General features: G+C 76.4%; 12 protein-coding genes and 1 rRNA gene. All 13 read right to left on the bottom strand.

The window, feature by feature from the left end; all coding sequences use genetic code 11:
* Positions 1–17 precede the first annotated feature (17 nt).
* Positions 18–1,094 (bottom strand): glycosyltransferase family 4 protein, encoded by a 1,077-nt coding sequence (locus KMZ30_RS16195; protein WP_215513635.1) that lies wholly within the window; start codon positions 1,092–1,094, stop codon positions 18–20.
* Positions 1,091–2,728: a murein biosynthesis integral membrane protein MurJ gene (gene murJ / locus KMZ30_RS16200; RefSeq protein ID WP_215513634.1), complete on the bottom strand. Its 1,638-nt coding sequence runs from the start codon at positions 2,726–2,728 to the stop codon at positions 1,091–1,093. The genes KMZ30_RS16195 and murJ overlap by 4 nt, the downstream gene beginning before the upstream one ends.
* Positions 2,725–3,537 (bottom strand): hypothetical protein, encoded by an 813-nt coding sequence (locus KMZ30_RS16205; protein ID WP_215513633.1) that lies wholly within the window; start codon positions 3,535–3,537, stop codon positions 2,725–2,727. Before KMZ30_RS16205 ends, murJ begins: the two co-directional genes overlap by 4 nt.
* Positions 3,534–4,502: a copper transporter gene (locus KMZ30_RS16210; protein WP_215513632.1), complete on the bottom strand. Its 969-nt coding sequence runs from the start codon at positions 4,500–4,502 to the stop codon at positions 3,534–3,536. Before KMZ30_RS16210 ends, KMZ30_RS16205 begins: the two co-directional genes overlap by 4 nt.
* Entirely contained in the window at positions 4,499–5,677 is a 1,179-nt protein-coding gene (gene steA, locus KMZ30_RS16215; RefSeq protein WP_226902888.1) for a putative cytokinetic ring protein SteA, read from the bottom strand. The genes KMZ30_RS16210 and steA overlap by 4 nt, the downstream gene beginning before the upstream one ends.
* A gap of 23 nt (positions 5,678–5,700) precedes the next feature.
* On the bottom strand, positions 5,701–7,389 hold the full coding sequence (gene recN, locus KMZ30_RS16220; RefSeq protein ID WP_215513630.1) for a DNA repair protein RecN: 1,689 nt from the start codon (positions 7,387–7,389) through the stop codon (positions 5,701–5,703).
* Positions 7,386–8,321, bottom strand: coding sequence for an NAD kinase (locus tag KMZ30_RS16225; protein WP_215513629.1), 936 nt, complete (start codon positions 8,319–8,321; stop codon positions 7,386–7,388). Before KMZ30_RS16225 ends, recN begins: the two co-directional genes overlap by 4 nt.
* A 2-nt stretch (positions 8,322–8,323) precedes the next feature.
* Positions 8,324–9,130 carry a TlyA family RNA methyltransferase gene (locus KMZ30_RS16230; protein WP_215513738.1) on the bottom strand — a complete coding sequence of 269 codons (807 nt, stop codon included), beginning with the start codon at positions 9,128–9,130 and terminating at the stop codon, positions 8,324–8,326.
* A 1-nt stretch (position 9,131) separates the two neighbouring features.
* The gene (locus KMZ30_RS16235; RefSeq protein ID WP_215513628.1) at positions 9,132–9,308 is read right to left on the bottom strand and encodes a hypothetical protein; all 177 of its coding nucleotides are present in this window, start codon (positions 9,306–9,308) and stop codon (positions 9,132–9,134) included.
* Positions 9,305–10,105 (bottom strand): hypothetical protein, encoded by an 801-nt coding sequence (locus KMZ30_RS16240; RefSeq protein WP_215513627.1) that lies wholly within the window; start codon positions 10,103–10,105, stop codon positions 9,305–9,307. Before KMZ30_RS16240 ends, KMZ30_RS16235 begins: the two co-directional genes overlap by 4 nt.
* 48 nt (positions 10,106–10,153) lie before the next feature.
* Complete coding sequence (locus tag KMZ30_RS16245; RefSeq protein ID WP_215513626.1) at positions 10,154–11,098, bottom strand: HAD-IIA family hydrolase; 945 nt, start codon at positions 11,096–11,098, stop codon at positions 10,154–10,156.
* On the bottom strand, positions 11,095–12,093 hold the full coding sequence (locus KMZ30_RS16250) for a tetratricopeptide repeat protein (RefSeq protein WP_226902886.1): 999 nt from the start codon (positions 12,091–12,093) through the stop codon (positions 11,095–11,097). Before KMZ30_RS16250 ends, KMZ30_RS16245 begins: the two co-directional genes overlap by 4 nt.
* A 154-nt stretch (positions 12,094–12,247) precedes the next feature.
* Positions 12,248–12,327: ribosomal RNA gene (gene rrf, locus KMZ30_RS22725) — 5S ribosomal RNA — on the bottom strand; the annotation flags it as partial.

Below are 12,327 nucleotides of genomic sequence, written 5' to 3' on the forward strand. Positions count from 1 at the left end.
CGGGCTTCAACGATACGTCATGCCGCGCCGAGCCCGCGGTAGGTGTCGAGGACGGCGGCCAGCGCGTCGGCGTCGGAGGGCAGGTGGTCGGCCCGTTCGACGGCCTTCGAGCGCAGGTCGTCGCGCACCGCGCCGTGCGTCACGACGTCGCGGATGGCCCGGGAGAGCGACGTCGCGTCGTCGACGGGGACGAGGACGGCGGCGTCGCCGACGACCGCCCCGGTGCCACCCGCGTCCGTGGCGACGATGGCCGCGCCGGCGTGCAGGGCCTCCTGGAGCCCGACCGGCTGGCCCTCCCACACCGCACTGGAGACGACGACGTCGGCGGCGGCGAGCAGGTCGGGCACGTCGCCCCGGCGCCCGAGCAGACGCACCGGCAGCCCCTCGGCGTCGATCCGGCGCTGGAGCTCGTCGTGCTGGGGCCCCTCCCCCGCGACGACCGTCACGAGGTCGAGGTCGGTGAGCTCGCGGTGCGCGTCGAGGAGCCGGTGCAGCCCCTTCTGCGGGGCCAGGCGCGCGAGGACGACACCGAGCGACGTGCGGGCGTCGAGCCCGAGCTCGGCCCGGACGGCATACCGGTCGCGTCGGGCGGGCTGGAACGGCGGCGCCGGGACGACGGCGAGACCGGTGCGCCGCGCACCGAGCCGGGCGGCCCGTTGGACGAGGTCGGCCGAGACGCCGAGCACCGCGTCCGACCCGCGCACGACGACGCGCTCGAGGCCGGCGTAGACGGCCGCGGACAGCCGGCCCGCCGGCGCCGCGTTGTGCAGGGTCGTGACGACGGGGACCCCGCTGCGCGCCGCGGCCAGCACGGCCACGGCGCCGGCGCGCAGGCCGTGGGCGTGGACGACGTCGGCGCCGCGCACCGGGCCGGCGAGGGACCGGACGGCCGTGGCGTCGCGGGCCGGGTGCGGCCGGTCGGAGAGGTCGAGCTCGACGAGCGTGGCGGACTCCAGGAGCGAGAAGCGGTCGGCGGCCTCGGCGGGCGCCGCGACGACGACCTGGTGGCCGTCGGCCTCGAGCAGCCGGGCGAGGGCGCGCACGTGGGTGCCCACGCCCCCGGCGCTCGTCCCCATGACCAGGAGCACCTTCACGTCGTGTCCTCTCCTCCCCGACGGCGGCGGGCCCGGCCTCGGTCGCGGACGGCCCCCATCGCCCGACGGTCACCGTAGAAGATCGCGAGCAGTCCTGTCATCAGCGCCGCGCCCCCGGCCGCGAGGCCCCAGAGCACGGCGTCGAGCAGGCCGTCGTAGGTCCGGCCGCGGGTCACGAGGTCTCCGACGACGAGCGCGAGGGCCAGGGCGACGACCGCCGCGCCGGTCGTGCGAGCGAGGCCCCGGGTCACCTCCGGGGCCCAGCTGCGCCGCACGAGGACCACGAGGAGGACGGCCGCGAGGGTCATCCCGAGGGTCGAGGAGAGCCCGACCCACCGCAGGGTCGTCGTGGCCCCCCGGTCGGGGCCGACGAGGACGAGCGGCAGGAGCGCCGCGACCGCCCAACCGAGCGAGACGGCCATCGCGGCGTCGAGCGGGCGCCCGCGCACGTAGAGGGCCCGGGTCAGCAGCGCGGTGAGCCCGAAGCCGACGACCCCGGGCGCGAAGGCGGTGAGGCTCGGGGCGAGGGCGGCGAGGGCCTCGGGGCTGGCTCCCTGCGCGCCCTGGCGGGCGTCGAGGACGGTGAAGAAGGCCCCGATCGGCGGCGCAGCGGCGACGAGCATCCCGGCGGCGAGCGCCGTGAGGACGAGCACCGCCCGCAGCGAGCGGGCCAGCGTCGCGCTCGAGTCCTCCCCCGCCCCGGTGCTCGTCGCGAGCGCCGGGAAGGCGCTCGTCGCCACGGGCACGGCGAGGACCGCGTACGGGAGGAGGTAGACCGCCTGCGCGTACTGGTACACGGCGAACGCGCCGTCGGTGCCCGAGTGGTTGGCCAGCCACATCGTCACGAGCACCGCGACCTGCTGCGCCCCGAGGGCGAGTACCCCGGCGCCGGCGAGGGCCCGGATGCGGACGGCGTCCTCGCGCTCGAGGCGAAGGCCGGGCCGCCAGCGCCAGCCGGTCGCGAGCGCCGGGACGAGGAGGGGCAGGGAGAGCACGACGACCCCGAGCGTCGTGCCCCAGCCGAGGACGGCGATGGCGTCGTCGCCGACGGCCGACGGGGCGGTCGCCCCCCCGGTCAGGTGGCCGTACCAGAGGTAGGAGCCGAGGACGACGACGGAGGAGACCAGGGGCGCGAGGGCGGCGGCGAGGAAGCGACGGTGCGCCTGGAGCAGGCCGACGAGGATGATCCCGACGCCGTAGAGGGGCACCTGGACCGAGAAGATGCGCAGCAGCGTCGTCGCGACCTCGTGGGTGCGCGGGTCGTACGCGCGCACGAGCCAGTCGGCCAGCAGGGGCGCCGCGAGCCACAGCAGCGCCCCGAGCGGGACGAGGACGACGAGCGCCCAGCTGAGGAGCACCGACGCGAGCCGGTCGGCGTGCTCGCGCTCCCCCGCCCCGAGCCGGTGGGCGATGAGGGGGACGGCGACCGCCGCGAGGACGCCGCCGGCCGCGACCTCGAAGAGGACGTTCGGAATGGCGTTGACGCTCTGGTAGACCGACCCGACGCCCTCGGCCCGCACCGAGCCCGCGAAGACGAGGATCCGGGTGAAGCCGGCCGCCCGGGCCAGGAGGGTGACGGCGGCGATGAGCCCGGCCGCCCCGGCGATGCCGAGGGCCGCGCGCTGGCGGGTCATCGGGCGGGCCGGCCCCACGCGTCGAGCTCGCGCAGGCCCGGCGTGGACTCGATGACGGCGGTGAAGCTGACCCGCTCGGAGGCGAGCGTCGCGGCGACGAGCACCGCGAGGGCGCCGATCCGACCACGGCGCCCGCAGCGCTCCAGCAGGGCCGCGCCGACGAGGGCGCCGGCCGCGTTGGCCCCCGTGTCCCCGAGCATCGCCCGACCGGCCAGGTCGGGGCGCACGACGCCGAGGGAGGCGCCGACGGCGGCGGTCGCCGCGCCGGCGCCCCGCCCGTCGGCGGCCAGGCCGAGCGGCAGCGCCGCGAGGATGGTTGCCTTGAGGGCGCGCCCGGGCCGCAGGTCCAACAGGTTCGCGACGTTGGCGGCGCCGGCCACGACCGCGCCACCGACGAGCGTGTCGAGCGCGCCGACGTCGTCGCGACCCCGGTCGGCGAGCGCGGCCGCCACGAGGCCGGTGAGCGCGAGCCCGCCGATCTTGGCGACGCCCGTCGTCAGCTCGCCGCGCGCGGCGGCGCCGAGGTGACCGCGCAGGCCCTTGGACGAGCCGTCGCCGGCGAGGTCGTCGAGCGCCCCGAAGGCACCGGCACCGGCGGCGGCGACGACGCCCGGCAGGGAGCCGCCCGCAGCCGCCCCGGCGGCGCCGGCGAGCACCCAGGCGGGGCCCTCGAGCAGCGTCACCGGGTCGCCCGCGTGGTTGGTCCGGGTCCAGCGCGGGGAGCGGACCGCGCGCGTCATCGCGGCGAAGGACGCTGCTCCCACGCCGGCGCCGACGACCCCGGCCGCGAGCCGGCGGAGCGGGGTCACGGGGTGGCGGCCGAGGCGGGGACGGGCGCGTAGGCGGCGTCGGTGCCGGCCCCGAGCCCGTACTGACCGGCGCTGCCGCCGTCCTGCTGCACGAGGGCGAACACGACGCTCGCGACGCCGAGCGGCGAGCCGGCGTCGTCGACCGAGGAGACCCTGCGGGTGGCGGCCGCCGTGTCGCGCAGCACGGTGAGGACCGAGGTGCCCTCGGTCTGGGCCGCGAGGTCGGCGGCGACGACCACGCCCCGGGACCGGGCGTCGAGCGCCGAGGCGAGGGCGACCCACTGCTGCGCGGTCGCCGTCCGGGCCGCGGCGTCGCCGTCGGCGACGGTGCCCGCCACGACGACGACGAGGTCGGCCCGGGCGAAGGACTCGGCGTCCACCGAGACGAGCCCGGCGTCGGCGAGGGTCTCGAGCCCGGTGCGGGCGGTCGTGTCGTCGGGGCCGTCGTCCCCCGCCGGGGCGGTGCGTGTGAGCAGTGTCGCGAGGAGGAGGTCACGGGGGGCGGCGGAGCCGGCCGAGGTGTCGACGCCGGTGCTCGTGGCGACCTGGCCCACGACCTCGTCGCGCGCGGCGACCGTGGTGGCGTCGGTGCTCACCCAGTCATCGGTGACCGTCGTCGTCGACGTGACGCGCGAGCCCGCGGTGCCGAGGGCGGCGGTGACGGACTCGTTGACCGCGGCGTCCGAGCCGGGCATGACGACGACGGCGACGGTGCGGTCGCGCAGCGCGCCGCCGTAGACGCGCCCGGAGACGGCGTCGAGGAAGGAGTCGCGGGCCTCGGTGCCGGCGCGGGCGGTCGTCAGCTGCCTGTTGAGGTCGGCCTTGTCGGTGCGCAGCCCGGCGATCTCGTTCTGGAGCGTCGAGCCGATCTCGCCCTGGAGCGGACCCGCGCCGAGCACGATCCCCACCGCCAGGGCGAGGAAGATCGAGACGATCGAGACGATGTGGTAGCGGAAGTCGATCACCCGAGCACTCCTCCGAGGGCGGTCCACAGGTCGTCGACCTTCGCGGCGAGGATCTGGAGCAGCGCGCGGCCACCGGTGGTGGACCACAGCGCCGCGCCGAGCGCGAAGACGGCGACGCACAACATGAGCACGATGCTCAGCGACGAGATGCGGGTGCGGTACAGACGGCTCACGCCCTTGGCGTCGACGAGCTTGCCGCCGACGCGCAGGCGCGTGAGGAACGTGCTGGCCATCCCGGAGCGGCCCTTGTCGAGGAACTCGACCAGGGTGACGTGGGTGCCGACGGCGACGATGAGCTCGGCGCCCTTGTCGTCGGCGAGGAGCATCGCGACGTCCTCGCTCGTGCCGGTGGCGGGGAAGACGACCGGGTCCACCCCGAGCGCGCGCACGCGCTCGACCCCGGGGGCGTTGCCGTCGCGGTAGGCGTGGACGACGATCTCGGCGCCGCTGGTCAGGGCGCTGTCGGAGACCGAGTCCATGTCCCCGACGATCATGTCGGGGGTGTGCCGGGCCTCGACGAGCGCGTCGGCGCCGCCGTCGACGCCGATGAGGACCGGCTTGTACTCGCGGATGTAGGACCTGAGCATCTCGAGGTCCTCCTTGTAGTGGTAGCCCCGCACGACGATGAGGACGTGGCGGCCGTCCAGGTCGGTGCGCACGTCCGGCACGCCGACGCCGTCGAAGAGGAGCTCGCGCTCCTTGCGCAGGTAGTCCATCGTGTTCTCGGCGAAGGCCTCGATCTCGGCCGACAGGCCGGCGCGCGCCTCCGTCATCGCCGCCTGGACGGCGTCGGAGGTCAGCAGCGTGCCGTCCCCGACCGCCCGGCCGTCGTCGAGGAGCAGGCGCCCCTCCTCGAGGCGCAGCGGCGTGCCGTCCTTGATGGTCATGACGTCCGGGCCGGCGGCGTCAAGCAGCGGGATGCCCGCCTCGACGAGGATCTCCGGGCCGAGGTTCGGGTAGCGCCCCGAGATCGAGGACGCGGCGTTGACGACGGCGACGGGGCGGCAGGCGACGAGCGCCTCGGCGCTGACCCGGTCGATGTCCTCGTGGTCGATGACGGCCACGTCGCCCGGCTTGAGCCGCTTCGTGAGGTTCTTCGTCCGCCGGTCGACGCGCGCGGGGCCGGAGCCCTCGGTGGGGTCCCGGTCGCGGCGGCTCGTGAGGCGGATGGACATCTGCACCATCGTGCCAGACGCGCTCAGGCGCGAGCGCGCGCCATCAGGTCGCGGGCGTGCTCGAGGGCGGCGTCGGTGCCGGAGCCCCCGAGCATCCGCGCGAGCTCGGCGACGCGGTCCTCCCCCTCGACGGCGTGGACCATGCTGCGGGTCACGTGCCCGTCGACGGACTTCTCGACGACGAGGTGCCGGTCGGCGTGCGCCGCGACCTGCGCGAGGTGGGTGACGACGACGACCTGGGCGTGCCGGGCCAGGGCGGCCAGCCGCGCCCCGACGTCGAGCGCCGCCCGGCCGCCCACCCCGGCGTCGACCTCGTCGAAGACGAAGGTCGGCACGGAGGTGCCGGCGTCGGCGGTCGCGACCTCGAGGGCGAGCATGACCCGCGAGAGCTCACCGCCCGAGGCTGCCTTGGTGACCGAGCGGGGCGTCGTGCCCGGCCCGGCGGCCAGGCGCACCTCGACGGAGTCGCGCCCGTCCGCGCCGAAGCGCCCGGAGTCCTCGACGGCGACGGTGACGGTGGCCGAGCCCATCGCGAGGTGGGCGAGCTCGGCGGTGATGCGGGTGCCGAGCGCCTCCGCGGCGGCGCGGCGGGCGGCGGAGAGCGCCTTGGCGGCGTCGGCGCGCCGGGCGGTCAGGTCCTCGAGCCGGGCCGCGAGCTCGTCGATGCGGTCGCCGGTGCCCTCGAGCTCGGCGACCCGGACGGCGGCGCGTCCGCCCCAGGCGATGACGTCGTCGACGCCGGGGCCGTAGAGGCGGGTCAGCTCGGTGAGGGCCGCGCGCCGCTGCTGCACCTGCTCGAGGCGGGCGGGGTCGACGTCGGCGTCGGCGAGGTAGGCCCCGAGGTCGGCGGCGACGTCGGCCGCGAGGTAGCGCAGCTCGTCGACGCGGGCACCGATCGCGGCGAGGGCCGGGTCGGCCGCCGACGCGTGGGCGATGCGGGCCGACGCCGCACCGAGCGCCTCGAGGACGGCCGGGGTCTCGAGGGCGGTCTCGCTCTCGCCGCTGAGGATCTCGTGGGCGGCGCCGGCGGCGTCGCGCAGCTCCTCGGCGTGACCGAGCCGCTCGGACTCGGCGCGCAGCTCGTCGTCCTCGCCCGGCTGCGGGTCGAGGGCCTCGATCCGCTCGAGCCCGACGCGCAGCGACTCCGCCTCGCGCGCCCGCTCCTCGGCCGCGGTCCGCAGCGCCGCGAGCTCGGCCTCGACGGCGACGAGCCCGGTGTGCGCCTCGCGGTAGGTGGCGAGGGCTCCGGCGACCGGGTCGCCGCCGAACGCGTCGAGGACCTCGCGGTGCTCGTCGGCCCGTCGGAGCCGCCACTGGTCGGCCTGCCCGTGGACGGCCACGAGGTGCTCGGCGAGGTCCCCGAGCACGCCGACCGGCGCGGCCCGCCCTCCGACGTGGGCACGGGAGCGGCCGTCGGCCTGGACGGTGCGGACGAGGACGAGGCCGTCGGCGACATCGGCGCCCGCCTCCGCGGCCCGCACCATCGCGGGGTGGGACTCGGGCAGGTCGACCACGCCCTCGACGACCGTCCGGTCGGTGCCGGACCGCACAAGCCCGGAGTCGCCGCGGCCGCCGAGGAGGAGGCCGAGCCCGGTGACGACCATCGTCTTGCCGGCGCCGGTCTCACCGGTCAGCACGGTGAGGCCGGGGTGCAGCGGCAGCACGGCGTCGTCGATGACACCGAGGTCGCGGATGCGGATCTCCTCGATCACCGGCCGGGGCCCTCGCTCGCCTGGCGCTGGCGGGCCGCGCCGCGCCAGCCGTGGACGGGCAGGGCGAACTTCTCGACGAGGCGATCGGTGAAGCTGCCCGTGTCGAGCCGCGCGAGGCGCACCGGCTGCTCGGAGCGCTGGACCTCGACCTGGGCCCCGGGTGGCAGCGAGACGGCGCGGCGGCCGTCACACCAGAGCACGGCGGAGGCGTCGGAGTCGGCGAGCAGCTGGACCGCGAGGTGCGAGCGGGGCCCGACGACGACGGGCCGGGCGAAGAGGGCGTGCGCGCTGATGGGGACGAGCAGCAGCGCCTCGACGTCGGGCCAGACGACCGGGCCGCCGGCCGAGAACGCGTACGCGGTGGAGCCGGTCGGGGTGGCGACGACCACCCCGTCGCAGCCCCACGTCGACAGCGGTCGCCCGTCGATCTCGACGGTCAGCTCGAGCATCCGCTCGCGGGCGGCCTTCTCGACGGAGACGTCGTTGAGGGCCCACGACGAGAAGACGGTCGCGCCGTCGCGGCGGACGGTGACCTCGAGGGTCAGTCGTTCCTCGACGGTGTAGTCGCGGGCGCAGATGCGCTCGACCGTGGCGTCGAGGTCGTCGCGCTCGGCCTCGGCGAGGAAGCCGACGTGGCCGAGGTTCACCCCGAGCAGCGGGACGCCGGAGCCGCGGGAGAGCTCGGCGCCGCGCAGGATCGTGCCGTCGCCCCCGAGGACGCAGACGAGCTCGCAGCCGATGTCCGGCTCGTCCTCCGCGATGGCACCGACGCCGTCGACGCGCGACAGCGGCGTGTCGACGAGGTCGGACTCCGGTGCGCAGACACCGATCCCGGCCGACAGCAGCCGGGTCGCGACGGCAGCCGCGAGCTCCTGCGCGTCGGCGCGGGACGCGTGCGTCACGAGGAGCACGCGTCGGGTCGCACCGGTCATCGTCAGCCTCCGCCCTGCTCGGTCAGCGCCCGCACGCTCGCGCGGACCTCCTCGAGGCTCATTGTGTCCGACGGGTCCGACCGCGCCCACAGGAGGTACTCGACGTTGCCCGTGCTGCCTGTGATCGGGCTCGGGGCGAGGGCCCGGGTGTGCAGGCCGACCCCGAGGAACGCGCCGTGGACCGCCTCGATCGCGACGGCCCGGTCGGCGGGCGAGGTGACGAGGCCGCCCCGCCCGAGCTTCGCCCGACCCACCTCGAACTGCGGCTTGACGAGGACGACGACGTCACCGTCCTCGGTCACGAGCCCGGCGAGCTCGGCGGCCACGAGCGTGAGCGAGATGAAGGAGAGGTCGGCGACGACGAGGTCCGCGCGGCCCCCGACGGCGTCCGCGGTGAGGCCGCGCACGCTCGTGCCCGACCGGTCCTCGACCCGGGGGTCGTCCGCGAGCTCCGCGACGAGCTGCCCGTGCCCGACGTCGAGCGCGACGACGTGTGCGGCGCCGTGCGCGAGGAGCACCTGGGTGAAGCCCCCGGTCGACGCCCCGACGTCGAGGCAGCGCCGTCCGTCGGCCGTCAGCCCGTGCGGGCCCCAGAGCGCGAGGGCCGCGAGCAGCTTGTGCGCCGCCCGCCCCACCCAGCGGGGGGCCGCGGCGTCGACCTCGAGCGCGGTCTCGGGCCCGACCGGGGTCGACGGCTTGCGGGCCGGCTCGCCGTCGACCCGCACGAGGCCGTCGGCGACGAGGTCCCGGGCCTCCCCGCGCGAGCGGGCCAGGCCGCGCCGGACGAGCTCGGCATCGAGTCGCGCGATGTCAGCCGCCCAGGTCGCCGAGGCGCTGGCGCAGCGTGCGCTGGACCTCCTCGCCGGCCGCGAGCCGGCCGTCGAGGTCGTCGGCCGGGACGGCTGCGAGGTCGCGCAGCGTCGCGTCGATGGCCGGGTCCCCGGTCTCGGGTGCCTCGGTCACCGGGGCAGGGGTCTGCTCGCTCACGCAGCGCCTCCCGTCGTCTTCTTCGCCGTCGACTTCTTGGCCGTCGACTTCTTCGCGGTGGACTTCTTCGCCGGGGCCGAGGACTTCGTGGCCGTCGACTTCGTCGCGGTGGACTTCTTCGCGGTGGACTTCTTCGCCGGGGCCGAGGACTTCGTGGCCGTCGACTTCTTCGCGGTCGTCTTCTTCGCCGGGGCCGACGTCTTCGTGGCCGTCGACTTCTTCGCGGTCGTCTTCTTCGCGGTCGTCTTCTTCGTCGGGGCCGACGTCTTCGTGGCCGTCGACTTCTTCGCGGTGGATTTCTTCGCAGTCGCCTTCGTGGTCGGGGCGGACGACGCCGGCTCGCTCGTGCGGCGGGTGCGCGGCGGTGCCGGGCGAGCCGGGCGGGACGACGTGACCGGCGGCGGAGCCAGGGCGGGCTCGGCCGTCTCGACGAGGCCCGCGCCCGGCAGGCCCGAGCGCATCCCCGCCGAGCGGGCCAGCTCGTCCACCCGGGCGGCGAGGCCGGCGACCGTGGCGGCGAGGCCCTGGACCTCCCCGAGCACCCGACCGAGGTCGACGCGCTCGACCGCGGACTCGACCTCGCGCTGCACGAGGCCGACCACCTGGGCACGGTTCTGCTCGGCCGCGGAGAGCAGGTCCCCGGCGAGCTTCTCGGCCTGCTTGGCGACCTTGGACTTCGAGCCCGCCGACCCGGCGAGCACGACGATCTCGTGGGCCGCCTCGACGGCGCGGGCGCGCGTCATCTCACCGAGCCCGGAGGCGAGCTCGACGTAGGCGCGGACGGAGCGCTTGGCCATGGGGTCCTCCTGCTGTCGTGCGGCGGGTCGGCCGCGGGGAGCCCCACGCTACCGGTCGGCCAACCGCTCCAGCAGGTGACGGGCCGCGTCGGCCAGGCCCTCGGCGCGGGAGGAGTCCCCGGCGTCGCGCGCCTCGTGCACCGCACGGACGGCGCCCGCCAGCGCCTCGAGGGAGCCCTCGCCGTCCCCCGGCGCGTCGTGCAGCCACCGCAGGTCCGGTGCCACCCAGGTCGGCCGACGCGAGGCGGGCGCCGCGAGCACGGCGTCGAGGTCGTCGACGCCGGTCAGCACGAGCAGCGACTCGGCCCCGGCGCTGACGGCGCCCTCGATGTCGGTGTCCAGGCGGTCGCCGACGGCGAGCACCTGCGCCGCCTCGAGCCCGAGGCGTCGCGCGGCGAGGAGGTACAGCGGCGGCCGGGGCTTGCCGGCGACGTCGTCCGGCTCGTGACCCACCGCGCGGGCGACGGCGCCGACGAGCGAGCCGTTGCCGGGGGCGACGCCCCGGTCGGTCGGCAGGGTGGCGTCGGTGTTGGTGGCCACCCACCGGGCACCGTCCTCGACGGCGTAGGCGGCCTCGGCGAGGTCGGCGGCGGTGACGTCCGGGCCGTAGCCCTGCACGACCGCGGCGACGGCGCCCTCGCCCTCTCCCACCCGGCGGACCGCGGTGAAGCCGGCCTCGCCGAGGGCGTCGGCGACCCCGGCGCCCCCGACGGCCAGCACACGGGCCCCGGGCGCGGTCCCCGCCTCGCCCAGGAGCCACGCAGCGGCCTGGCTGCTCGTCACCACGTCCTCGGGTGCGCAGTCCAGACCCAGGTCGCGCAGGTGCTGCGCCACGTCCGCGGGACGGCGGGAGGCGTTGTTCGTCGCGTAGACGACGGGACGGTCGAGCGCCGACAGCGCCTCGACCGCGTACGGCACGGCGCTGGGGCCTCGGTAGACCACGCCGTCGAGGTCGCAGACCAGCGCGCGGTAGCGCGCGGCCAGCGTGGTCACGCCGGGGGCTCCGGGGCCAGCTCCTCGTCGTCGCCGAAGTCCTCGAGGACGACGCCGTCCAGCTCCTCGAGGCGCTCGACGGCGTCGGTCTCGAGGTCGGTGTCGGCGTCGACGACCTTGTGGAACCACTCGCGCGCCTCGTCGGTGCGGCCGAGGGCCAGCAGCGTGTCGGCGTAGGCGTACTGCAGACGGTGCGCACCGGCCTTGCGGCCCTGCGTGAGCGCCGGCACCTGGAGCGCGAGGAGCGCCGCGTCGAGCTGCCCGAGGTCGCGCCGGATGCCCGAGACGACGATGGCCAGCTCCAGGCGCTCCGCGGCGGTCAACGTCTTGGCCTCGGGGGACGCCGCGAGCTCGAGCGCGCGGTCGTGCCGTCCGAGCCCCCGCTCGCAGTCGACCATGAGCGGCAGGAGGTGGGAGGACCCGCTGAGGCGGCGAACGGTGCGGAACTCGGTGAGCGCACGCGCGAAGTCGCCGGTCCGGTAGGCGACCATGCCGAGCGCCTCGCGAGCGGCGGGCACCCGGCCCGCCCGGCGGACCGCGGTCTCGGCGTGGGCCATCGCGGCATCGATCTCGTCGGCCTCGAGCATGACGGCGACCATGACGAGGTGCTTGGCGACGCCGTCGGCGTTCTCCTTCGAGAGGGTCCGCAGCTGCTGGTGGACGCTGCGGTCGATCTCCTTGCCGGTCACCTCGTCGGGGATGCGCGGCTCGGGCAGCCGCGGGCTCTTCGGCGCGAGCCGGCTGCCGCCACGCTCCTGCCCGTCGGCCGGGCGGGCGCCGCTGCCGGCACCCCGCCGGGCGTCGCCACCGGCGCTGCGCCGCGGAGCGCCAGCTCCACCACGCCCACCCTGTCCGCGCGGACCACCGCCCTGACCGCGTCCGCCACCGCTCCCGCCACGGCGGGGGCCGCCCTGGCCTCCGCTCGAGGGGCGGCGGTCGCTGCCGCCACGGTCGGAGCGGGACGCTCCCCCACGGCGCTGGTCGTCGTCGGACACCTGGTGGTCCTCTCGGTCGTCGGATGCCGGCAGGCGGCGCGCCAGTCTATCGGCGCCGCCGCGCGGCTTACGAGAATGTCTTCCGGGAGAAATTCTCCCGAGACAATGAGAAAGGGCCCACCAAGTGTGTTGGTGGGCCCTTTCTGGAATGGTTGTCCGGCTGCGTCCTACTCTCCCACACCGTCACCAGTGCAGTACCATCGGCGCTGAAGGGCTTAGCTTCCGGGTTCGGAA

The organism is Phycicoccus mangrovi, from assembly GCF_018729305.1.
GTDB lineage: Bacteria > Actinomycetota > Actinomycetes > Actinomycetales > Dermatophilaceae > Phycicoccus > Phycicoccus jejuensis.